22 protein-coding genes and 2 riboswitches are annotated in these 23,032 nt (G+C 52.2%); of the genes, 10 read left to right on the top strand and 12 right to left on the bottom strand.

Annotated features, from left to right (window positions below; all coding sequences use genetic code 11):
* Positions 1–321 precede the first annotated feature (321 nt).
* Positions 322–1,197 carry an AraC family transcriptional regulator gene (locus H8B09_RS27030; RefSeq protein WP_191206719.1) on the top strand — a complete coding sequence of 292 codons (876 nt, stop codon included), beginning with the start codon at positions 322–324 and terminating at the stop codon, positions 1,195–1,197.
* Positions 1,198–1,450: 253 nt separating this feature from the next.
* On the opposite strand, the gene H8B09_RS27025 is transcribed toward H8B09_RS27030, so the two are convergent.
* Positions 1,451–1,699 carry a pectate lyase gene (locus H8B09_RS27025; protein WP_224754066.1) on the bottom strand — a complete coding sequence of 83 codons (249 nt, stop codon included), beginning with the start codon at positions 1,697–1,699 and terminating at the stop codon, positions 1,451–1,453.
* Positions 1,700–2,127: 428 nt separating this feature from the next.
* Between H8B09_RS27025 and H8B09_RS27020 the strand changes: the two genes are divergently transcribed.
* Genes H8B09_RS27020 through H8B09_RS27005 form a run of 4 tightly spaced genes read left to right on the top strand, consistent with a single transcriptional unit; the run spans position 2,128 to position 5,945 of the window.
* The gene (locus tag H8B09_RS27020; RefSeq protein ID WP_191206718.1) at positions 2,128–3,258 is read left to right on the top strand and encodes an ABC transporter ATP-binding protein; all 1,131 of its coding nucleotides are present in this window, start codon (positions 2,128–2,130) and stop codon (positions 3,256–3,258) included.
* Positions 3,248–4,057 carry an ABC transporter permease gene (locus H8B09_RS27015; protein ID WP_191206717.1) on the top strand — a complete coding sequence of 270 codons (810 nt, stop codon included), beginning with the start codon at positions 3,248–3,250 and terminating at the stop codon, positions 4,055–4,057. Before H8B09_RS27020 ends, H8B09_RS27015 begins: the two co-directional genes overlap by 11 nt.
* Positions 4,057–4,875, top strand: a complete 819-nt coding sequence (locus H8B09_RS27010) for an ABC transporter permease (protein WP_224754065.1) — start codon at positions 4,057–4,059, stop codon at positions 4,873–4,875. The genes H8B09_RS27015 and H8B09_RS27010 overlap by 1 nt, the downstream gene beginning before the upstream one ends.
* Positions 4,872–5,945, top strand: coding sequence for an ABC transporter substrate-binding protein (locus tag H8B09_RS27005; RefSeq protein ID WP_191206716.1), 1,074 nt, complete (start codon positions 4,872–4,874; stop codon positions 5,943–5,945). Before H8B09_RS27010 ends, H8B09_RS27005 begins: the two co-directional genes overlap by 4 nt.
* Before the next feature lie 145 nt (positions 5,946–6,090).
* Here the strand turns inward: H8B09_RS27005 and H8B09_RS27000 are convergent, their stop codons facing one another.
* The gene (locus H8B09_RS27000; protein WP_191206715.1) at positions 6,091–6,501 is read right to left on the bottom strand and encodes a GNAT family N-acetyltransferase; all 411 of its coding nucleotides are present in this window, start codon (positions 6,499–6,501) and stop codon (positions 6,091–6,093) included.
* A 113-nt stretch (positions 6,502–6,614) separates the two neighbouring features.
* Positions 6,615–6,694, top strand: a riboswitch (ZMP/ZTP riboswitch).
* 64 nt (positions 6,695–6,758) lie between these two features.
* On the opposite strand from H8B09_RS27000, the gene H8B09_RS26995 reads away from it, so the two are divergent.
* Positions 6,759–7,604, top strand: coding sequence for a bifunctional 5,10-methylenetetrahydrofolate dehydrogenase/5,10-methenyltetrahydrofolate cyclohydrolase (locus H8B09_RS26995; protein ID WP_191206714.1), 846 nt, complete (start codon positions 6,759–6,761; stop codon positions 7,602–7,604).
* Positions 7,605–7,763: 159 nt separating this feature from the next.
* Here H8B09_RS26995 and H8B09_RS26990 read toward each other — a convergent pair whose 3' ends face one another.
* The 3 genes from H8B09_RS26990 to H8B09_RS26975 all read right to left on the bottom strand — a co-directional run bounded on the left by H8B09_RS26990 (position 7,764) and on the right by H8B09_RS26975 (position 12,257).
* Complete coding sequence (locus H8B09_RS26990) at positions 7,764–9,380, bottom strand: sensor domain-containing diguanylate cyclase (protein WP_191206713.1); 1,617 nt, start codon at positions 9,378–9,380, stop codon at positions 7,764–7,766.
* A 330-nt stretch (positions 9,381–9,710) separates the two neighbouring features.
* Positions 9,711–11,003, bottom strand: a complete 1,293-nt coding sequence (serS, locus tag H8B09_RS26985) for a serine--tRNA ligase (RefSeq protein WP_191206712.1) — start codon at positions 11,001–11,003, stop codon at positions 9,711–9,713.
* 375 nt (positions 11,004–11,378) lie between these two features.
* Positions 11,379–12,257 (bottom strand): AraC family transcriptional regulator, encoded by an 879-nt coding sequence (locus H8B09_RS26975; protein ID WP_191206710.1) that lies wholly within the window; start codon positions 12,255–12,257, stop codon positions 11,379–11,381.
* Between the two features lie 195 nt (positions 12,258–12,452).
* Here H8B09_RS26975 and H8B09_RS26970 point away from each other — a divergent pair, with 195 nt between their 5' ends.
* Positions 12,453–13,838: an MATE family efflux transporter gene (locus tag H8B09_RS26970; protein ID WP_191206709.1), complete on the top strand. Its 1,386-nt coding sequence runs from the start codon at positions 12,453–12,455 to the stop codon at positions 13,836–13,838.
* Positions 13,835–14,233, top strand: a complete 399-nt coding sequence (locus H8B09_RS26965; protein WP_191206708.1) for a hypothetical protein — start codon at positions 13,835–13,837, stop codon at positions 14,231–14,233. Before H8B09_RS26970 ends, H8B09_RS26965 begins: the two co-directional genes overlap by 4 nt.
* On the opposite strand, the gene H8B09_RS26960 is transcribed toward H8B09_RS26965, so the two are convergent.
* Positions 14,200–15,168 (bottom strand): AraC family transcriptional regulator, encoded by a 969-nt coding sequence (locus H8B09_RS26960; RefSeq protein WP_224754064.1) that lies wholly within the window; start codon positions 15,166–15,168, stop codon positions 14,200–14,202. The genes H8B09_RS26965 and H8B09_RS26960 overlap by 34 nt on opposite strands.
* Positions 15,169–15,201: 33 nt before the next feature.
* A complete protein-coding gene (locus tag H8B09_RS26955; protein ID WP_191206707.1) occupies positions 15,202–16,227 on the bottom strand; it encodes a SepM family pheromone-processing serine protease in 1,026 nt (341 codons plus the stop codon).
* A gap of 235 nt (positions 16,228–16,462) precedes the next feature.
* Between H8B09_RS26955 and H8B09_RS26950 the strand changes: the two genes are divergently transcribed.
* Positions 16,463–17,212 (top strand): stalk domain-containing protein, encoded by a 750-nt coding sequence (locus tag H8B09_RS26950; protein ID WP_191206706.1) that lies wholly within the window; start codon positions 16,463–16,465, stop codon positions 17,210–17,212.
* Positions 17,213–17,366: 154 nt separating this feature from the next.
* Here the strand turns inward: H8B09_RS26950 and queF are convergent, their stop codons facing one another.
* Positions 17,367–17,864: a preQ(1) synthase gene (gene queF / locus H8B09_RS26945; protein WP_191206705.1), complete on the bottom strand. Its 498-nt coding sequence runs from the start codon at positions 17,862–17,864 to the stop codon at positions 17,367–17,369.
* 13 nt (positions 17,865–17,877) lie between these two features.
* A riboswitch (PreQ1 riboswitch) is annotated at positions 17,878–17,921 on the bottom strand.
* Between the two features lie 197 nt (positions 17,922–18,118).
* Positions 18,119–19,153 (bottom strand): phosphotransferase enzyme family protein, encoded by a 1,035-nt coding sequence (locus H8B09_RS26940; RefSeq protein ID WP_224754063.1) that lies wholly within the window; start codon positions 19,151–19,153, stop codon positions 18,119–18,121.
* A 270-nt stretch (positions 19,154–19,423) separates the two neighbouring features.
* Between H8B09_RS26940 and H8B09_RS26935 the strand changes: the two genes are divergently transcribed.
* On the top strand, positions 19,424–19,909 hold the full coding sequence (locus tag H8B09_RS26935; protein ID WP_191206704.1) for an 8-oxo-dGTP diphosphatase: 486 nt from the start codon (positions 19,424–19,426) through the stop codon (positions 19,907–19,909).
* Positions 19,910–19,998: 89 nt separating this feature from the next.
* Here the strand turns inward: H8B09_RS26935 and H8B09_RS26930 are convergent, their stop codons facing one another.
* The 3 genes from H8B09_RS26930 to H8B09_RS26920 all read right to left on the bottom strand — a co-directional run bounded on the left by H8B09_RS26930 (position 19,999) and on the right by H8B09_RS26920 (position 22,978).
* Complete coding sequence (locus H8B09_RS26930) at positions 19,999–20,604, bottom strand: hypothetical protein (RefSeq protein ID WP_191206703.1); 606 nt, start codon at positions 20,602–20,604, stop codon at positions 19,999–20,001.
* Positions 20,605–20,688: 84 nt separating this feature from the next.
* A complete protein-coding gene (locus tag H8B09_RS26925) occupies positions 20,689–21,147 on the bottom strand; it encodes a RidA family protein (protein ID WP_191206702.1) in 459 nt (152 codons plus the stop codon).
* Positions 21,148–21,181: 34 nt separating this feature from the next.
* On the bottom strand, positions 21,182–22,978 hold the full coding sequence (locus H8B09_RS26920) for an ABC transporter ATP-binding protein (RefSeq protein ID WP_191206701.1): 1,797 nt from the start codon (positions 22,976–22,978) through the stop codon (positions 21,182–21,184).
* Positions 22,979–23,032: the final 54 nt, after the last annotated feature.

Here is a 23,032-nt window from a genome sequence, read left to right as displayed (position 1 = left end):
TGATAGGATTACCCAGTGCTGAATGAATCGGGCAGCAAAGCTCAAAAGGGAAGTTGACCTTATTCATTGAAGCTTTAGGTGGTGATCTATCAGTTGTGTTCGAAGAGAAGGTTGGTTAAAAAAAGGGAGACATCTTAACGATTAAAGGGAATTTAAAAGCTGAGCTCTGCTGATGTCCTCAACACATTCATTGAAAGACTTAAGGATAGCAATTAAGGTAAGCCGCGCAAGCATACGCTTGTGCGGTTTTTTTTGTACAATAAAAGTCGGATGCGGTGTTTCGGCTGCTGTTACGATGAGGTTGGAAGGGGAGTCAGACTAATGGATTCGCTTAAAGCAATGAATGATGCGATGACGTATATCGAGCGCCATCTGGCGGAGGAGATCGACTATACGGAAGCGGCGAGAAGAGCGTACTGCTCGGCGTATCATTTTAAGAAAATGTTCACCTTTCTTGCCGGCATTCCGCTGTCAGAATACGTTCGCCGCAGAAGGCTTACGCTCGCAGCGTTCGAGCTGCAGGGCGGAGATCAACGAGTCATCGACCTCGCGGTCAAATATGGCTATGGCTCCGCTGATGCATTCGCGCGGGCATTCCAGCAGCTCCATGGGATGACACCTTCGGAGGCGAGAAACGGTGCGCATTCGTTCAAGGCGTTTCCGCCAATGACCTTCCAGCTTACCGTACAAGGAGGAGTCGAAATGAATTATCGGATTGTGGATAAGGAAGCGTTCCGCATCGTCGGGTTGATGAAGCGGGTGCCGATTGTGTTCGAAGGGGTGAACCCGGACATCGCAGCTATGTGGCAAAGTCTCGATATGGACAAGATCAGTCTGCTGAAGCGGTTGTCCAACATTGAGCCTGCGGGGATTATAAGCGCATCGGTCCAATTCTCTGAGGGGCGTATGGAGGAGCGGGGAGAGCTGGACCATTATATTGGTGCGGCTACGACAGAAACATGCCCGGACGGATGGGCAGCGCTGGAGGTGTCGGCAACTGCTTGGGCGGTGTTCGAAGCGGTCGGCCCATTTCCGCAGACGCTGCAGCAGGTGTGGGGACGTATCTATTCGGAGTGGTTCCCATCGTCGGGCTATGAACTGACGGAAGGACCCGAGCTGTTGTGGAACGAGAGCAAGGATACGACATTGCCGAATTATCGAAGCGAGATTTGGATTCCGGTTGTAAAGAAGGCGTAGGTGTCGAACGATAGCGCCGGAGAGCGGAAGACTGGCGGACTCAGCGGACGCTATATACTCGTAATTGATGATCGGCTGGACTAACGAACTGAGCGGCCCCTATTGGCTGGTTAGGTGCCAAAGATGGCATGAAACCAGCCAAATAGGGGCCGTTGTGTCCGTTACAAGCGATGAAGCGTTATTTTATTACATAAGAATTTATAAGTTTTCGAGTCGCTCGAAAATACATGAAGTCTAACCGTACTAGCAGCTTTCATCGTCCGCGCATCCTCGATATCTGTCCAGACGTGTTGGATAAGTAAGCATCCCCGTACGTATGAATTTCATCCTCAGCTGATGAGCCGAGAACAACGATTTTCAACGTTGCGCCATTTACCAGACGGAAGTCAGGCTTCTGGCCTTCCGCTTGACTGCCGTCACCGAGAGCGGAGCCTGCAATAAATGTTCTGCCTTTGCTATCATAAACTTCTGTATGATGTTGCCGCCATCCGCTGTCGACCATCCGTATACCTCAAGGGGGTGGCCGCTGTTGCGGTTAATGATATCTGTTCGTAGTGCAAGCGGCGTAGCCAGTTGGAAGCGTGCGTGAAGATGGACGATAATGGGAATATTAACGATTATGTGCGGCTTTTTTCCTGCTGGCTGGAATGTTTATTGCATGGATTTCCTCATGATATATAATGATGGCATAAGAGTGATGACAGGAGCCGACATGGCTCGCTGTATCCATACAGTACATATCCTGATGTAAAGCGGAGTGACTTTGAGTATGCGGAGGTAACTTTGAGCTCCGCACAAAGATTCTGGTGTCACACTCAAGGATCCTGATGTAGCAGCAGAGTGACTTTGAACTCTGTTCAAAGATCCTGATGTAGCAGCGGAGTGACTTTGAACTTCGTTCAAAGATCCTGATGTCAAGGAGAGATGACAATGAGCGACAACAATACGATCATTCGCTTCGAGCATGTGACCAAGCGGTATGACAATGACGCCCCGATATTGAATGACGTCAGCTTCGAGATCGAGCGGGGCAAGTTCTATACCCTGCTCGGACCGTCGGGCTGCGGCAAAACGACGATTCTGCGTCTCATCGCAGGATTCATGGAGCCATCGGAAGGCTCGATCTACTTCAACGGCAAGCGGATCAATCAGGTTCCGGCGAATCGCCGACAAGTGAACACGGTATTCCAAGACTATGCGCTGTTCCCGCATCTGAACGTGTTCGAGAATGTGGCTTTCGGCCTACGGATCAAAAAGCTGAAGAACGACGTTATCACGAGCAAAGTGCGGGAGGCGCTTCGTTTCGTAAACCTCGAGGGCTATGAGAACCGCGAAATTACGGAGATGTCCGGCGGCCAACGCCAGCGGGTCGCAATCGCGCGCGCGATCGTGAATGAGCCGGAAATTCTGCTGCTGGACGAGCCGTTGTCCGCGCTCGACCTGAAGCTTCGCACCGAGATGCAATACGAGCTTCGCGAGCTGCAGCGCAGGCTTGGCATTACCTTTATTTTCGTTACGCATGATCAGGAAGAGGCGCTCGCGATGTCAGACGAGATTTTCGTCCTCAACAAAGGCTCGATCCAACAAAGCGGCACGCCAACAGATATTTATGACGAGCCGATTAACCGCTTCGTAGCCGATTTCATCGGCGAATCGAATATCGTGGTTGGACGAATGAAAGAAGACTATGTCGTCGAATTCGCGGGCCGCACATTCGAGTGCGTCGACGGCGGCTTCAACAGGGACGAGCAGGTCGAGATTATAATCCGGCCTGAGGATCTGGAGATGACGAAGCCGGAGAACGGCAAGCTGAAGGCGCGTGTGGATACGCAGCTGTTCCGCGGCGTTCACTATGAGATCATCGCGTACGATGAAGCGGGCAACGAATGGCTTGTACACTCGACGAAGAAGGCGACGGTCGACGAGTGGATCGGGCTTGATTTTGACCCGGAAGCGATTCATGTAATGCGGTTCAACGAGACAGAGGAAGAATTCGATCGTCGCATAGAGGCGTACACGGAGACTGATGAAGACGAGGAAGAGGTCGTTCATGTCCGTTAAGTCGCGTAATCTATATCTGATCCCGTACGCCGCGTGGATCGTATTGTTCGTCGTCGCACCGATTGCGCTGATCGTCTATTATTCGCTGTTCGATATTGAAGGGAAGTTTACTTTCTCGAATTACAGCGATTTCTTCACGCCGGTCTATATGCGAATGACGCTCAGCTCGTTCTGGTACGCTTTTCTCATTACGGCTTTTTCGCTGCTCATCGCTTATCCGGCAGCTTATCTGCTGACGCGCACGAAGCATAAACAGCTGTGGCTGCTGCTTATTATACTGCCTAGCTGGATTAACCTGTTGTTGAAAGCATACGCGTTCCTGGGCTTATTCGGTACATACGGCATCGTGAATGCGGCGCTGGAGACGTTCGGCATTGGCCGTCAGCAAATCTTGTTCACCGACTTCAGCTTCGTGTTCGTGTCGGTTTATATTTTCATTCCATTCATGATTCTGCCGGTCTTCAATGCACTGGAGAAAATGAATCCATCACTCATCGACGCATCGCGCGATCTAGGCGCTTCGGCGTGGACGACGTTCCGGCGCGTTGTATTCCCGCTGACGATCAACGGGGTGAAAGCGGGCTGCCAAGCGGTGTTCATTCCGGCGCTGTCGCTGTTCATGATTACTCGTCTCATCGCAGGCAACCGCGTCATTACGCTTGGCACTGCGATCGAGCAGCATTTTCTCGTTACGCAGGACTGGGGGATGGGTGCAACGATTGCGGTATTCCTAGTCGTGATTATGGCGCTCATTATGGTGCTGACGGGTAATCGCCCTAAACGGGAGGTGAGTCGATAATGGCCTCGCAACGGATTTCCCGAGGGTGGAAATGGTCCAATCTGTATTTGATCGCTGTATTCGTCGTGCTCTATGCGCCGATTTTTTTCTTAACGCTCTACTCGTTCAACAGCGGCGGGGCGATGCATGACTTCGAGGGCTTCACGCTGGAATGGTATAAGGAAGTGTTCGCGGATACGCGGCTGCTGATCATCGTGCTCAATACGCTCGTCATCGCGCTGCTGTCGTCGGCGTTGTCGACGATATTGGGCGTGCTTGGCGCGCTTGCGATCCAGCATGTAAGACGACGTCGGACGCAAAATATGCTGCTGGCGTTCAACAATGTGCTCATTGTAAGCCCGGACGTTATTATCGGCGCTTCGTTCCTCATTCTGTTCACGATCATTGGCATCAAGCTTGGCTTCGTATCGGTGCTGCTTGCTCATATCGCATTCAGCGTGCCGATCGTCGTCATTATGGTGCTGCCAAAGCTGGAAGAGATGAGCTCGACGTGGATTGACGCCGCGCGCGACCTCGGCGCGAGCCGATCGGACGTGCTGACGAAGGTGATCCTGCCGTACATTCGTCCGGGCATCTTCGCGGGTTTCTTCATGGCGCTGACGTATTCGCTCGACGACTTCGCGGTTACGTTCTTCGTGACAGGCAACGGCTACTCGACGCTCGCCGTGGAGATCTATTCCCGTGCAAGGCAGGGGATCTCGCTGTCGATCAACGCATTGTCGACGCTTATCTTCCTGTTCACGATCATTCTCGTGATCGGGTACTACTTCATTAATCAGCGAGGCAACCGACCGCCAGGAACGGAGGTACAGCAATGAAACAGCTCGTGCGAATGTTCATTGCCGTGTTCGTCGTTGCCTTCGCGCTTGTGTACGGCGTACATCTGCTCAATTCATCGGAAGGGTATGCAGGCAGCAACACGCTGACGATATACAACTGGGGCGATTACATAGACCCGGATCTGATCACGGAGTTCGAGAAAGAGAGCGGCCTTAAGGTCATCTATCAGACGTTCGATTCGAACGAAGCGATGATGACGAAGATCGAGCAGGGCGGCACCACGTTCGACGTGAGCGTTCCTTCGGAATATGCGATCAGCAAAATGAAAGAAGAAAATCTGCTGCTCCCGATCGATCACAACAAGCTGCCGAACCTGGCGCATATCGATGAACGATTCTTGAACCTGTCGTTCGATCCGAATAACGAATATTCGATTCCGTACTTCTGGGGTACGGTCGGAATCGTGTACAATCCCAGCATGCTGGATGGCTGGCAGATCAAGAGCTGGAACGATCTGTGGGATCCGCGGCTTCGCAATCAGATTCTGCTCGTCGACGGCGCGCGTGAGGTCATTGGCTTCGGCTTGAACAGCCTTCACTATTCGCTTAACGATACGGAAGAAGCGCATTTGCAGGAAGCGAAGAACAAGCTATCTACGCTGACGCCGAACGTGAAGGCGATCGTCGGCGACGAGATCAAGATGCTGCTCGCGAACGAAGAGGCGGCAGTCGGCGTCGTCTGGTCGGGCGATGCATCGGAAATTATGGGCGAGAACGAGAACCTCGATTATGTCGTGCCGGAAGAAGGCTCGAACCTGTGGTTCGACAACATGGTCATTCCGAAGACGGCGCGCAACATCGAAGGGGCGTACAAGTTCATGAATTTCATGCTCGATCCTGAGCATGCGGCGCAGAATGCGGAGTACGTCGGTTATTCGACGCCGAATAAAGATGCATTGGCGATTCTGCCGGAGGACATCTCGGGCGATGAACGGTTCTATCCGGTGCCGGAACTGACCGAGAAGCTCGAGGTTTACCGCAACTTGGGCAAGCGGATGCTCGCGCACTACAACGAGCTGTTCCTAGAGTTCAAGATGCACCGGAAGTAAGGAGCGGTGAGCTGTAGGACTGGCTGCCCATAGTAAAGAGGCTGTCCATATACTGGCCGACCACCCGAAGGATCATATCCTGCAGGGGGTCGATCGGCATATGGACAGCCTTATTTTGTTACATCGAAATCCAAGCGTAGTTGATCTAGCTCAGCGTCTTGGTCATGATGATCTCCAACGGCTGCGAATCGAGCACGAGGCATCCTGCATCCCGATACCCCAGCTTGCGATAGAAGTGTTGTGCGCCTTCATCGGCTTGCGTAGATGTCATGACGAAGGTATGGCCGCGCTGCTTCATGTCCGCTTCCCAGCGGAGGACCACTTGCTTGCCGATTCCCGAACCCCGGAAGGGCTCGTCTATCCAAATCATATTCATAAAGGGTGTATTGTCCCAGAAGTACCCGTACCGCATCCAGCCGATATTGGCGCCTTGTTCGTCGCGGAGGATGTAGATTTCTTGTTCTTTTATTTTGACACGGATAAGTCGTTCGGTAATATGGCGGTCGCGTTCGCGGATATAGGAATAGTCTGATTCTATTGCGAGATCGATGTGCATGGTTTGTTCCCCCTTGTAGGAATACCATAACATTCGGACCATTTTATTGTAAACGGGAGCCGTTGACGGGGCAGATGAATCGCTGATAAAATATTGAATAGTTAGACAATTGAACAGCTGCGTGTGACTGGCGGAGCATGGGGAACCATGAGGAAGCACGTGGATGAATAAGCCGTACGCCTGGGCAGAGATAAGTGCAGTTAATGCGCTTATCTCTTTTTGTTTGTTAATCACACAATCGAAGGGATGTCGTACGAATGAACAAACCATTGATTCTCGACGGAAGCAAAGTAGCAGAGCACATGAAGGACCAGCTGGCGGTACGGGTGGCAGCATTGGCAGAGGAGGAGGTTGTGCCCTGTCTAGCGACAATATTGGTTGGCGACGATCCATCTTCGGCTACTTATGTTCGTATGAAGGGGAATGCGTGCAAGCGAATCGGCATTCGTTCTATACGCGTCGATCTGCCGGCTTCCACGACGACGGAGCAGTTGATCGAGACGATCCAGCAGTTGAACGATGACGGAAGCGTGCATGGCATTCTGCTGCAGCATCCGGTTCCGCATCATATCGATGAGCGGGCGGCGTTCGAGGCGATTGCGATCGAGAAGGACGTAGATGGCGTTACAACACTCGGTTTTGCACAAAATGCTTTTGGCTTCGCGCAGTATCCGTCCTGCACGCCTGCTGCAATCCTCGCGATTCTCGATTATTACGACATTCCAATCGAGGGCAAACATGCCGTCGTCATCGGCCGCAGCCCGATTCTCGGCAAGCCGGTGTCCGCGATGCTGCTCAACCGCAACGCGACCGTAACGACCTGTCACTCGCGCACGAATGGACTGCCTGCGCTCGTGGGCCTTGGCGACATCGTTGTTGCCGCCGTCGGCAAAGCGAAGTTCGTGCAAGGCGATTGGATCAAGCCAGGCGCAGTCGTGCTTGACGCAGGCTACAACGAAGGCAATGTCGGCGACGCCGATTACGAAGCTTGCTCGGAGCGCGCAAGCGCGATTACGCCAGTGCCGGCAGGCGTCGGCCCGGTCACCATCGCAACGCTGCTCAAGCATACGGTGGACTCGGCGGAACGTGCGGCCTCAAGGTAATTACACATTAGATTTCGTAATTACCTTGTATATAGAACGAATAGAAATAAGCGCGACTGAGTCTGGCTCAGCCGCGCTTATTTCTTCTTGGACTTAACACTGCCGATTCTACCGTCAGCTGTTGTGCTGCTGTAAGTAGACATTCGTACGCTGTTTGACCTAGCTCTTTGAAACGCTTGTTGGGTGATCCGTTCCGGGTGCAGCCATCATCGTCCGGTTGCGGCCGGACTCCTTCGCCGCGTACAGCGCTTCATCCGCTACGCGGAACAGCGTGCTTGGTTCGCTGCCGTGCTGCGGTGAAATAGCAACGCCAAGCGAGAGCGTAATGACGCGGTTGGCTGGCGTAGGCTCCTTCTCCATCGTCTTCCGAATTCGTTCTGCAAGTCGGAATGCCTCTTCCTCCGAAACTCGAGGAAGCAGGACGACGAATTCTTCACCGCCGTAACGGCAGCAAATATCGTTGGAACGGACCGAACGCAGCATGACCTGGGCTAGACACTTCAGCACCTCGTCGCCCACCTGATGGCCAAGCGTGTCATTGACGCATTTGAATCGGTCGAGATCCATGACGATTAGACCGAAGGGCACATTCGCTGCTGTCCACTTGCTAAGTACTTCCTCCATCGTGCGCCGATTCATAAGTCCAGTCAGCGGATCGACGTGCGCGGCGTGCGACAACTCCTCGGACTGCTTACGCAGCGCTTCGACGGCGAGCACGACGGTTTGCGACAGCACATGAGCCTCGCGATTCCAATGATTCGGGCTCACAGGCGGCGGCGTTTCATTAGCGCCAGCCGCTTGGCCGATATAATCGGTCAATGCCGCGAAGGGCGAAGCCAGTTTGCGTGCAATGTACATCGCCACTAGCATGATGATGAGGAATGGGAGCGACATGTAGAAGATCGTGGACCTAATTTGGCTGTTCAGCTGCTGGTAGACGGTCTCGACAGGCGATTGCATTACAATGCCCCAACTTGTATTGGGGACCGTCGAATAGCCTGCAAGATACTTCCTGCCCTTCAGGTTGACGACCTCAGATTCGCCTGTCTTGCCAGTCATTAGGCTCTGAACAACTTTGTTCTCGGATACGTCTTCACCTAGTCTAGTCTGATCGGGATGGAAGACGAGCTTGCCGCTCGGATCTGTCACATAGAAATACGAGCCGTTATCTTCGATCGCATTGCTTCCGAAGATTGAATTCAGAATATTTTTCTCCTGCAAATAGATCGTCCCGCCGATAAAACCCGCGTAATGTTGATTCTTATCGTAGACCGGCTCCGACATAAGAATGATTAAACGTCCAGTCGTACTCACGTAAGGCATCGACAAATAAGAGGCACGCGATTCAAGCGCTTCACGGGACGCTGCGGTCGTAAGCTTCGTCCCTTTCAGTGCGATGGCCGGAGGCGAAATGCTCTTAACGACGCCGTTGGTATCAACCCAGAAGAGCGAGTTGAAATAGCTGCTCGTCTTGCGCGAATATTCCAGATGATCAATGATGCCGGAATCGTCGAGCGACGAATGCTCGCTCAGATAGTCGGCAGCTGTGCGCAGACTGGCGCGCATCGATTGGAAGAGCGATTCCATGGTCAGGCTCATCTTCTGAGCGCTGGAGTTGTTCATCTGAAGCGTTGTATCGTATAACGTTTCGCGCTGTGATTGATAGGACGCAGTAATGGTGATGACGAGCGTGAGCAGGACGGATATTGCCGTCAGTGAAGACAGCAGCATCGGCAGGGACAGTTTGTATTTATTGCGAGCAATCAAGTGGAGCATGAAGCTTGGTCATCCCCTGTTCTCATCGTTGTTCAAAATGAACATTATTCTATTTATTCGACAAATTGCGCGCGAATCCTTTAACAGGAATTGTTAGGTGTTGTATAGGGTGAAGGAAAGCAGGAACCTTCTTTCATCCGAATGAAGCGCATAGTTCCCATGCGCAGTCTGCGTTACATTATACGTTGGTTTGTCCCGAGAGTAGCGGTGGATTTGAGGCAATTGATCGTATGAGAGGAATCTAACCATTTCATGCTCCAACGGCCATGCTGATGCTGACCAATAAAGAGCGAATACCTGCATAATGGCAGGTATTCGTCTCGAATCAAACTATTCTATCGGCGATGGGAGGACAAGCCGTTTCAACCCGCCCATATACGGCTGCAGTGCAGCTGGAATGCGGATCGAGCCGTCCGCTTCTTGATGGTTCTCGAGCAGCGGGATAAGAATGCGCGGCGATGCGACAGCGGTGTTGTTGAGCGTATGGCAGTAGTGAAGCTTGCCGTCCGCCCCGCGATAACGAATGTTCGAGCGCCGAGCTTGAAAATCATGCACGTTCGACGACGAATGCGTCTCGCCATATGCATCTCGGCTAGGCATCCAAGTCTCGATATCGAACTGCTGGTACGTTTTCTGCGACATGTCGCCGGTGCAGACCGCCATAACCTGGTACGGAAGCTCCAGCAGTTTCAAAATATGTTCCGCATGCGACGTTATCTCATGCAGAATGCGTTCCGATACTTCAGGGTCGGCTTCGCACAAGACGACTTGTTCCACCTTCGCGAATTGATGCACCCGGTACAGCCCGTGTACATCGCGGCCTGCCGAACCCACTTCGCTGCGGAAGCAGAGCGATGCAGCGGCGAGCCGAATCGGCTCCGCCACATCGACGATCTCGCCGCTGAAGTACGAGATGAGCGGCACCTCCGATGTGCCGACAAGCAGCCGATCCTCGTCCGCGATGCGGTACGTCTGATCCGCGCCAAGCGGGAAGAAGCCGGTGTTCACCATCGCTTCTTCGCGTACGGCTAGCGGCACATCGAGCGGCGTGAAGCCGCGTTCGAGCAGCACATCCAGCGCAAGCTGCTGAACGGCGCGATGAAGCAGCACGCCAGCCCCGCGCAAGTAATATTGCCGCGTACCGGCGGTTTTCACACCGCGAGCCAGGTCAATCAGACCGTGAAGTTCACCAAGCTCAACGTGGCTTCGCGGCGCGAAGTCGAAGGCAGGGGGCTCGCCAACCTGCCGCACCATCACGTTGTCTGCATCCGACGCGCCGCGAGGCGTGGCGGGCGAAACCACATTCGGCACGAGCAGCATAAGTTGCGACCATTGATGCTCAATCTCTGCTAGTGTCGGCTGCAGCGAATCGAGCTCCTCGAGCATCGCTGCCGTCTCACGACGAATCGCATCGGCAGCCGCCGTGTCTCCATCCTTCATCAGCCTGCCTATTTCCCTCGAAGCCGCGTTGCGCGCCTCCCGAAGCCGATCCGTTTCTTGTGCAATCCGTTTGCGCTCGTCATCTACTGCGAGCAGTTCGCTCACGCGCAGGCTGATCCGTTTATCGTCCGCTGCTTGCTGCACCTCGTCTGCATGTGCTCGAATCCATTTGATGTCTAACATGTTACACCGCTCCTTATGTTTTGTTTGAGACAAAAACAAAGAACGCCCTCATCCGTATGGGACGAGGAGCGTTCTATAACTCGCGGTGCCACCCAACTTGACCGCCGGCACGAGGCCGAGCGATCCGCTTTGGTTCCGCGATAACGGGCGGTGCCGGTAAACTTAGGACACAAGCTTGCAGCGGTGCATCTGCACGAAGCGAAGCTGTCTTGACGGGAACGCCTCCGAGTTGGATGCTCTTCATGGGCATAATGTCGATTTGAAATTATGAGCAAGTATAGCAGAGCGCGAGAGTGGACGCAAGGGCAGTCAGCCCACACCTGTTCAGCCCACGCCCTTATTCTTCCTCATCCTCTAGCTGGTCAACGCCCAGCTCTAGCTTCTGATTCGGTCGCGGCGCACATCGCGGGGAGAGGCGCCCTTCAGCTGACGGAACAGCTTCGAGAAACTGTTGATGCTGCTGCAGCCCACCTCGGCAGCGATTTCCGTTATGCTCATCGAGGTTTGCATAAGCAGCTGTTCCGCCTTATTCATGCGATGAAGATTCATGAATTGTATGAACGTCTGCCCTGTAATCTGCTTGAATATCCGGCAAAAATGATAAACGCTCAAATGCACGATAGCCGCTGCCTGCTCGACGGATATCCGTTCCATATAACGCTCTTCTAAGTATGTAAACAACTCTTTGAAACGGTCATTCTTCAAGCGAAGCATCTCGATCTCAGTGTCACTGCGCTTCGTCGCCGTATACTCACGGCTCAGCCATGTAAACAACAGTTGGCAGTACGCGCGGACAGCGAGCTCGAATCCGGGACGCTTGGCGTTGAATTCATCAGCGAGCCGAGCGAACATATCAAACAACTGCGGGTAGAGCCTCTCCGCCTGTTGGAACTCGTTCGCGATCAGTGAAAGTCCAGACGTATAAGGCGCAACAATGTCGCTAATACGCGGTTCCTTCAAGTTGAGCATGGAGGGGTTGAACACAATGGTGCAGATGGTTGCAGGGACATTGGCATTCGTTAAGCTTGCTGCATGCAGCTCGCCGCTGTTAATGAACAACAGATCTCCTTGGCGGGCGATGATGGTTCGTCCTCCGACTTGATAGGCAGCTTCGCCCTGCACAATATGAATGATCTCCAAATGCTCATGCCAATGCAGCCGCAGGAAATCAACATGCCGAAAGGTCGTATGGAACACATTGATGGGGAAGGCAGGGTCAGCCAGCTCCGTATTCTCCCACAGCTCTCGATTCATCCGAGATCCTCCTTGTTACGAATCGCAAGATTGGAATAATAAACGACAAGAAGCAGTAAGACTTCCACGTTGTATCCTTATATATTGTTTAATAGTAACACGATTTCGGAGCAAAATCGTCACACAACAGAAGGATCGATCCGTCCTCAGAAGGGAGTGAGGCGGATTGTCATCAGAGGGAGGCTGCGTAACAGCATGCCCACATCAGCGCGTAAGGACATCGTTCCGATATCGCTATTCGCGCTCGCATGGCCAATCGCCATCGAGACGCTGCTGCAATTTCTTATGGGAACGGTCGATTCCTTGATGGTTAGCCGTCTAGGTGACAACGCGGTTTCTGCCGTTGGCTTATCCAATCAAGTGCTGCAGTCCATTATGACCATCTTCGTTCTCATTAACGGCGGGGCAGGCATTGTGATAGCCCGGCATTGGGGAGCGGGTTCGCCCGATACAGCGAGGCGGGCATCTGCGATGGCATTGAAGGCGGGGATCATCGGTGGAGCGATGCTCAGCTTTGTATTCGCTTTCGGATCAGGCGGCATTGTCCATCTCATGCAAACCCCGGCTGAAGTAGCGCCCAACGCCATTACGTATATGACGATCGTTGGCTCATGCGTCATTATTACCGAGCTTAATATGATGATGACTTCCATGATACGCAGTACAGGCAACACGAGAGCGCCGATGCTGATTGCCATCGGCATGAATGCGGTGCATCTCATTCTGAACTATGGTTTCATATTCGGCGCGCTTGGCTTGCCGAAGCTGGGCATCGTCGGCATTGGCATATCTACAATCGTCAGTCGATTGCTTGCGCTGCTCGTCAGCATATGGGTGCTGAACGGTGCTTTCCAGCAGCGATTCCAACGCTCCGACTGGCGCGGATTCGACCGCTCCATCTTGAAGGAGATGGTCGAGATCGGGCTGCCCAATCTCGGAACAGCAGCTTCTTGGGGGTATTCCCAAATCGTTCAGCTGTCGATCGTATCGTCGCTTGGCGCGATTTCACTTGCTGCATACACGTATACCAATGTCATTCAACAGCTGCCATGGCTGATCGGGTCAGCGCTTGGAATGGCGGCTCAGATTCAGTGCAGTCAGCTGTATGGCGGTAAGCGATATGATGCGGCATATCGGAGCCCATATCGTGCGGCGGCAGTCGGGATTCCGCTTGCGCTTGGGCTTGCTGCGCTCGTCTTCAGCTTCGGCCGCGAGGCGCTTGGCTGGTTCACATCGGATGAACAGGTAATTACGGAGGCATTGCCGCTGCTTCTCATGTGTCTCATCTGGCAGCCGATGCGCGCTTGGACATACGCATTAACCCAGACGCTTAATGCGATTGGAGAAGCCAAGTTCGTTGCGCTCAATACGGTCATTGGGATGTGGTTGTTCGCAACTGGCGGCGCCTACGTGTTCGGCGTGTTGGCAGGGTGGGGGATCGTTGGCGTGCTGGCCGGCTTAATGATCGATGAATTATATCGCGCGGTTCTCGTTGGCTGGCGATGGAGAAGGCGGCGGAAGCTGCCGAGCGAACAGGCGCTTGTCGTACCGGCGCTGCGAAACGGAGGGGTAACAGGATGAAGGTAGAGCTCATGTATGCGTCGACCCATCGAGCATGTGAAGTGTGCAGCGGAACAGGCAGACAGCTGTCCGTCTGCACACAGCAAAGCCGCATCCCGGATGGCGATGCGGCCCAAACACAGTCTAATCATAGTACGAATTCTGCATCATTATGCAATCATTGCGCAGGCGTTGGCTCACTTCGCGTCGAACGTGTTGCCGCCTTGTCGTTTGAAGCTTCTCTTATCAGCCTCGGTATTGCAATTTGTGTGGCAGGCTATACGGGTAAACCGCTGCTCATCGCAATGCTTCTGGCTCTTGTCTTATTCGCTGCCCGAATGATCAGCTTCCGTACGGAGCGGTATCTGCTTATCGATCGGCGTCACAGATCACGCTGCGGCAGTTCCTTGCGATAAGTCGAAGGGGAGGCGCCGGCCCAATCCTTGAATTTCTTCGAGAAATAGAGCGGGTCGTTAAATCCGACAGCCGATGCAACTTGGTCGATCGGCATCGACGTATCGGACAGCAGTGTCTGCGCGCGTTCCAGTCGGATCTGCATGAGATACTGTTTCGGCGACAACCCTGTCGTCCGCTTGAACATGCGGCTAAGATGCGTCCGATGATAGCCAAGCGTACGAGACAGCTGATCGATGGACACAGGTTGCGTGTAATGGAGCGACATGAAGCGGATCGCCTGTTCAATCTGCCGATCAATTGCTGCTGTATCCAGGTCAGACGACGTTCTGTTGCCGCGGCAGATGCGTCCCAATTGACCAAGGATAAGCCGGAGCCAGCCTGAACCTTCTAGATCGGCAAGCAGCGGATCGTCCGTCCGCTGCAGCGTGTCATTCAGCGAGTTGTACAGCGGCCGCAGGTCGGGCAGGCGTGCGCCGCGAACGACGGGACGTTCCGGTGTTACGCCCATCGAATCGAGCAGCGCATTGGCATTGGAACCAACGAATCCGACCCATACATAATGCCAAGGTTCTTCCGCATCCGCCTGATATGAGAACAGTTCGCCTGGGAAAATGACGAACGAATCCCCGCCTCGGCATGTATACGATTGACCGCGCGTTCGATAGACGCCGTGACCGGACAGTACCGTATGCACGAGTACGTAGTCGTGGATCGCGGGGCCGATTTTGTGCAGCGGATGAGTACGGCCCTCGCCGCTGAACAGAACGGTAAGCTGCCCCTCGCTAGGCGCCGGGTTCAGAATAAACCGATGATAGTCGTGTTCGCCTCTCGTATCGCCAATTGGCGCAAGTTCTTGTTCTTCGTCCAACTTGTCCATCTCATCTAGAGCAGAAGCTGGCTGCTTGTCGTCTGGCACGGTTTTCTGTTCCTCCATCCGCTGTCACCCCCTCGTCCGTAAACTCTGCCATTAATAATGACTTCGTAAGTAATCTACCGCTTCCTGCAGCGTCCCGACGGGCACGATGCGAAGATCGTATCCGCGCTTCTTCGCTTCGTCGATCGCTTCCTCTGCATTATGGCTTGTTACATCTTGATCCTTCGGACAGAAGAAAAGGTCGACGCCGGCATGGTGTGCGGCGATAATTTTGTCACGCATGCCACCGATCTGCCCAACGTTGCCGTTGATATCAATTGTGCCTGTGCCGGCGATTTTCAAACCATGCGTCAGATCCTCCGGCAGCAGCTGATCGAGAATTTCGAGCGAGAACATAAGGCCGGCTGACGGACCTCCAATATCCGACTCGGCAAAATCGATCTTGCGCGAAGGCGTCACTGCATATTCTGGCTCGAAGATCGCACCGATTCCGGGCTGCCCCTGCACGTTATTGGACACTAACTCAATCCGTTCCGTTCGTTCCTCGCCGTCTCGCAAGATGACTGCCTCGATGGTATCGCCTACTTTTTTGGACGAGGTGATATAGCTGCTAACCGCTTGAAGGGATAGGGCGGCATGTCCGTCCACCTTGAGCAGGATATCGCCAACCTCCAGCACGCCTTCTGCCTTGGAACCTGGCACGAGCATACGCAGGAAAAGGCCGGTTACACGTTTGTCCACTTGAAGGCCTGCTTCACTCAGCGCAGAGGCGACCGCCGTCTGCTGCGAGGACGACATCATATGCTTCAGAACGTCTCTATATTGTTCACCCGTCAGATTGCCTTGCACATCCGATATGCGGCGCACTTCGGTATCTTTGTCTAACATGCCTTCAATCAGCATCACAACGTTGTAGGCTCTCTGCGAATAGACGGTCGTTAGGTTGAAGGTGCCGGCGCTTTGCTGTTGCTGGCTCTGTTCTACCGTAACCAGCTCATGAAGCGGGTCTACCGTTCCGGGCTGATAGAGATAGTAGGGCGTCGGCATCCGGAACAGGATGAGGTATAAAGCTGCGATCGCGATGATCCAGCGCGTTAGGCGGTTTCGGAGCCAATTCATTAGTAGGGATAACCTCTCATTCATCAATCGTCGATTAATACGATTTAACCTTTTTCTTATTGTTCTAATATTATCGCACAAAAGAATGCCAGTTCCCAGCAGAGTGGAAATAGAAACGGGTAGAAGCTGCAGTGCATTCTCATCCTATTTTTGTACAAATATAGAAACTAATGCAGTGATCTAGACGTCAATACTAGCAGGGAATAAGAGTACTAGAGTGATGGGGGTTATGATTATGATGAATTATAAAATGAAAATTGCAGCAGCGGTTATATGTTTAGGAGCCGCATGTACAGCGGTTGCTTATGCATCGGATCTGGTTCAAGCGCATCTCTCGAATGGTTCGATCTATGTGAACAATCAGAAGAAGGAACTGCCAAGCGGGCAGTCCGTCCTGAACGTGAATGGCAGTACGTATGTGCCGATTCGATTCATTTCGGAGCAACTGCATGACATTGTAGGGTACGATGCGAAGAGCAAGTCGGTCTATATCGACGATAACCAAATTCGTTACGCCAAATCGACCGTTAGCCAATCCGACCAGACGGAGCAGTTCAAGCTGAAGCTGTTGGCCGCCAAGACACGTTATGCAGAAGGCGAGCCGCTGAACATTTGGGCGAGTTTCACTTCACTGAGCAAGGAAGAGGTGACGATCTATCATGGCACAGCTATGATTACTTACTACATGAAGGGGGAGGATGGGATAGAAGCGCAAATATTGAGCGGTGACGCGCTCTTTGGGGAAACATTCCAGTACGACAATGAGCTTATCGAATCCATGCCGTTGGAATTGCCAATCTCCTATAACATGAACCGACTGCAAACCGACGACCTGGATACCTATATGCGGACAACCCCGCAGCCAGCAACGCTCCCTAAAGGCAAATATGTGATAGGGGCAGCAGCTTCGTATTCGTTAAGCTCTAGTGATGTGCTAGGAACGGAGAAGCGGCTAGTGGCGGAGTTGGAGATTGAGGTGGAGTAGTCAATGGCGCAGACAGCTCGCATAGTGTGTAGGTTTCAATAGCGTTAACGCGGCGTGACACTCACTTAGAAGCTGCCGACATAACGACAAAGAGCTGTCCAAGAAGTTTATCTACTTCAAGGACAGCTCTTCTATTGTAAGGGCAGCCGCTAACTTAACGGTTGTCCACTTTCTCTGGGTACATATCATGCTGCATCAGACGCTGCGTCGCCATGTCTTCGAACTTCGTGCCTGGCTTGCCGTAGTTGCAGTACGGGTCGATCGAGATGCCGCCGCGCGGCGTGAATTTTCCCCATACTTCAATATAGCGTGGGTCCATAAGCTCGATCAGGTCGTTCATAATAATATTCATGCAGTCCTCATGGAAATCGCCGTGGTTGCGGAAGCTGAACAGATACAGCTTGAGCGACTTGCTCTCGACCATCTTCACATCCGGAATGTAGCTGATATAGATCGTTGCAAAATCCGGCTGTCCCGTAATCGGGCACAAGCTCGTGAATTCCGGGCAGTTGAACTTAACGAAGTAGTCCCGGTACGGATGTTTGTTGTCGAACGTTTCGAGCACGCTTGGCGCGTATTCGAATGGGTACTTGGTGCCTTGGTTGCCGAGGAGCGTCAGATCGCTCATTTCCTCGTGTTGTCTTCCTGTCATTATGTTATCTCCTTTAAGCTTAGTTTTTTAGAGAGGGAGTTTGCGAACCTCTACCTCGCCAGCGGCAAGGATTTCGAAGCGCCGCCAATCGCGCAGCGCGTATCCATTATAGCAGGTTCGGGCGAAATGTGTAGAAGGGATGCGGAGATGGCAATATTTTTAACGGGAGCAGGAGGTGTATTTCTTAGTTCAAGGCTCTGTTATTCCAAAAGAAAAAACCGCCACATTGGGCGGTTTCCTCTCCATAATTAAGACTAAATATCATGTACCTCATACTCAAAAGGTTCTTCACAAGAGTAAATTTCATGGAAGAATCCCTTATACGGGATGTCATCTTCCATACATTTGATGAGATACGACAACTCCTCGTCGCACGTTGGTTCCTCGCCGTTGTTCCGCATGACCTCGAATGCATCAACGATATTTTCCAGGAGGCTTACCTTGATGAATAAAGGCACCATATCCAACATCGAATCCTCGAGCTCAGTCTCGGATCGGTACCCCGCGAGGACGGTCTGGAAATATTCATCCATAAACTTGCGGCGTTTATCCGCGTCCGGTTCGAATTGGATCCAGCCCACGCCTGATGTCCAGAGACCGGCGAGGTCAAACATATACCAGCAGTAACATGAATTATCGAAATCATATACAGTGATTTGCCCGGTATCCATATCGATCGAATAATTCCCGTCGTTATAATCAAAATGGACCATACCGTATGAATCGCGGTTCTTGTCCAATCCTTCTATGGTTGTGAGGAGCTCGAACAGCTTCTCCTTCAGGAGTGACAACGAGTCGGGTATCAGTTGATCGATATATTCGGCATTGTATTTGTCGGAGAAATGATGCCGGCTATGGACAGGCGTATACCCTTTGGATAGGTTGTGGAGTTTCCCCAGCGTTTTCCCGCAATTATAATAATATTCGGTAATCGGAACGCCTTCCCGATACTGATAATGATTGTCCACAAGCCTCTTGCCCTTGGCCTTCTCAAACAGGCAGATATAAAAGGTATGGTTATTGTGGGTGATCTCCTCCAGCAGATTTCCTTTCCTGGAGCTGACGACATTCGAGACGCTGCCTCCACGCTCGAATAAGTATCGAACATACTCAACTTCTCCCAGGAAATCTTCCCGACTTCTGTCAGGCAAGAAAGCGATTCGGAGTACACGAGCGTCGGCGCCCTCTTTCTCGAAGATATATACGACATTCCGTCCTCCGTCATGCGCCGGAATCAGCTGAAATTCATAACCTTCCAGTCCGTACAACTCGGATACCAATGGAAGCAAATATGCATTCCCGATTTCAACAACTTCGTTATGGATAAAATCATCTCTCCTTTGTTCTTATTGCTTAATGGATTTACCTACTGTTTCTTTAATCGCGTTGTTTGACATTGCTATCAATCCTCTCAACTTTAATACTTGGTATTTTACCAAAAATGACAATTGAGTTAAATAGAAACTATTTATACAAACACCTTTTATGCAGGAGGCTTGATTATTTTATAGAATCATTCACTACAACTAACACCTACAAGTAAGCATCGGGAGGAACGTATGTCAGCTAATAATGTGTGCGGATTATATACGATGTGCATCGTGAAGGACGAGGACAAGATCTTGCTCATGAACCGACCGGACAAGCTTGGGTTTCCGGGCTATATTGGTCCTGGGGGCAAAGTGGATTTCCCCGAGAGCTTCACCGAAGGGGCGGTGCGCGAGCTGCGGGAAGAGACGGGACTGTCCGTGCAGCCGGAGGATCTGGTCTTCAAAGGCATTGATGAGTATGTCGTGCCGCAGACGAATTATCGATATTTGGTTTTTAATTACTTGGCCACCAAGTATACTGGGGAGCTGTTATCGAATCCGCCCGAAGGAGAGCTAAGTTGGGTTACAGTAGATGAAGCGCTCGATCTACCGATGCAGCCATGGTTCAGACGAAGACTGCCGCTGTTCTTCGCACCCGGCACCTTCGAAATATCGGTCGTGTGGGACGAGGACAATGACAGCTCGATCGAAGATAAAGTACGGCAGCTTGGATAAAATAAGCCCCTCAACCGCGAATGGTTGAGGGGCTTTGGTATGTTACAGGACATCTCGTTCAGTCTTTACTGGCCGTTGAATTATCTCTGTTAGTTCAATGATAGGTCCTTGCTTTTCCTTGTGAGGTTGCAGAACTTCAGCAGGGCATACATGATTTGCAAACTTCGATAAGGTGAGGCTGGTCCTTCTTTATCAAGTAGTTTAAGTAATGCAGTCCAAGCATCCTTATGGGTTTTACTTATGAAATCGGGGTACTCCCCGTCGATTAAGCCAACCGAGCTGCTCTCATATAACGCATAAGCAAACGCATGACATTTGTTTAGTTTGATCTTGTTTGGCTTCTCGCTAGAAAGGCGCCAAGCCCACAATACTGAAATTGCATGGAAATAATGATCATGATACTCATGATAAAATGCTGCATTATAGTGAAAAAGCTCTTCTTGCTGTAAAGCGGCCACAACATCATCGGCCACGAAAGCATTTCCTGGCCGATTAGACAGATCGTATCCTATGCGATTACGAATTGTAGGGTAGTGAAGTAGAATCGTATTTTCGTAAAATGGATCTCTGTTATCATGGTCTTCTTTCCAAAAATTGATGTCAGCTTGAGTCGAACCTGGTGGGAGAGTGAGGGTGTGCAATATAACTTCATTTGCAGATAGTAAAGGGAAGCTCTCCATTTCTTTAGCAGTCATATATTATTAATATTACCCTCCTTTATTAGGACAACGGATGTTGAAGTGCTAAAGCAATGAATTCAAAAATAAAGGCCAGAGGAGTTACTCCTCGACCTCGAAAATGGAATCAATAACGATCGGCAGGTTCGCTCGGACCGACGCAGCCCCGAGTACGGAACGAGCATGAAGGCCTTTCTCTAAGAATACGTCCAGCATCAGGTCGGAGCAGCCATTGAGCACCAAGTGATGCTCTTCGAAATGCGGAACCGCATTCACGAAACCTTGCAGCTTCACGACTCGTTTCACACGATCGAGGGAGCCGAGCGCCGATCGAACAACCGCAAGAATCTCGATGCCAGCCTGTCTCGCGAAATAGTAGCCTTCCTCTGTCGTAAACTGCAATCCCAGCTTGCCTTTCGGATTTCCCGCGGGTCCTTTGCCTGATATGAACAGCAGGCTGCCCGCCTGTACGAAGTTTGCATATCTCGCTGCAGGCTCACTGGCTCGGGGAAGGACAATACCTAACTCTTCAAGTCGTTTAGCAATCGTAAGTTCTGACATCCGAACAACCTCCCAGTTTTCTCCTAATGAATAGCTATGCGCTAGCGGCAACCGATACGTTCTGGCGGTCCCAGTAACGTCGGAATCGACCGTCGATTGCGATCAGCTGCTCCATCGTGCCATGCTCGACGACTTCGCCGTCATCGATGAATAGGATGTAGTCAGCTTCGCGGATGGTGGACAGTCGGTGCGCGATAATGATCTTCGTACAGTTGGCGGCCCATTGGCCAAGGTCCGACTGGAAGGATGATTCCGTCTCCACGTCGAGGGCCGATGTTGGCTCGTCCAGGACGAGAATAGAGGCGCCCCGCAGGATCGCGCGGGCGATCGAGAGCCGCTGCTTCTGTCCATGCGACAGCTTAATGCCACGCTCGCCAATCTCGCTGTCGTAACCTTGAGGCAGCGCCGTGATGAAATCATGTGCCTGTGCAAGCTGCGCCGCGCGTTCGACTTCTTCCCGCGAAGCGCCAGGTCTGCCGATTGCGATGTTATCGAATATGTTGCCATCGAATAAGAAAATATCTTGCGATACAAGCGCCATATGTTGGCGCAGCGAGTGAAGCTGATAGGAAGGAAGCGGCAAGCCGTTTAGCGAGATTTGACCGCTTGCCGGATCGTAGAAGCGGTAAAGCAGCTTCACGATCGTGCTCTTGCCCGCACCGCTTGGTCCGACGAACGCGATGGACCGGCCGGCTGGCACTTCGAAACTAATATTGCGCAGGGTGTTTGCTTTCTCGCCGTAGTCGAAGGATACGTTGTCGTATCGGATGGAAGGAGCGGCCTCGGGCAGCGAGGTGCCATCCGTTATATTTTCCTCAACCATATCCATGACCTCATAGAGCCGACGCGCGCCCGAGATGGACCGCTGCAGGTTGTTAATCGTATCGACAAGCACGGTGAACGGTTCCGACACCTTATCAAGCAGCGTGATGAATGCGACGAGGCCGCCCGCGCCGATCTGTCCGGATGCCATCATCGTCATGCCGACGCCAACGCCTGCGACATAACCGAGCTTGGATGGGAGATCCTTCACGATGCCGCGAATGGTGCTAACGTTCGTCAGCAGCACGTTGTAAGCAACACCTCGGCGCTGAATATCAGCCATTCGGTCGTGAATCATATCTTCCATCTGGTTCGCTTTGACCTCGCGGACGCCTTGAAGCATCTCGCCCATAGTGAAGAATACTTCGCGGGAGACGGCATTCTGCAGCTGCAGCGCATGCTTGAACTTATTCCGATAAACGAGCGTGCTGAGCAGTTGGATTGGACCAATGATAATCGCGATAACGCCGAGCAACGGGTGAACGGTCAGCAGGTAGAGCCCGACGATGATGAAGGAGATCGGAAGCGTGATGAGCTTCTGGACGTCGAAGACGACGAAGTCTTTGGCAATCTCCAGCTCGTTGTTCATAATATTGATTGACGTGGAACTATGGTTATTCTCATGGAAGGCGAGCGGCAACCGCTGCACATGGTTCAGCACTTGGCGGCGCATATCGTAGACGACTGACTCGTTCAGAGCGGAGCGCAGCCAATTGTTCACGAAGGTGAGGGATAGCTGTAGAGCAAAGACGATCATGAATACGACAAGCAGCCATGTGATCGTACGGCCGGGAATATCGGGAGCCTGGTCGAACAGCCGCCTGCTGGCCTCTGTGAATAGAAGCGCTGTGGCGGTTAAAGCGAGCTGCGCGCTGATCGCGCCAACGTAGTACCATTTGAATTTGCGTATAATGGATAGAAATTGCCGGAAGGTTCGATCTTGGAACAAGGACCAGACGGATTTGCTTGCGGTTGGAGCGTGTCCGGTGTGCGGTCGATGCTGCAGCATTGGCCAATGCCTCCAGTGGATGATGTGGTAGTATTCACTTGTATGGCAAATATT

The organism is Paenibacillus terricola, assembly GCF_014779765.1.
GTDB classification, from domain to species: domain Bacteria; phylum Bacillota; class Bacilli; order Paenibacillales; family Paenibacillaceae; genus Paenibacillus_T; species Paenibacillus_T terricola.
This window is presented reverse-complemented; position numbering and strand designations above follow the sequence as displayed.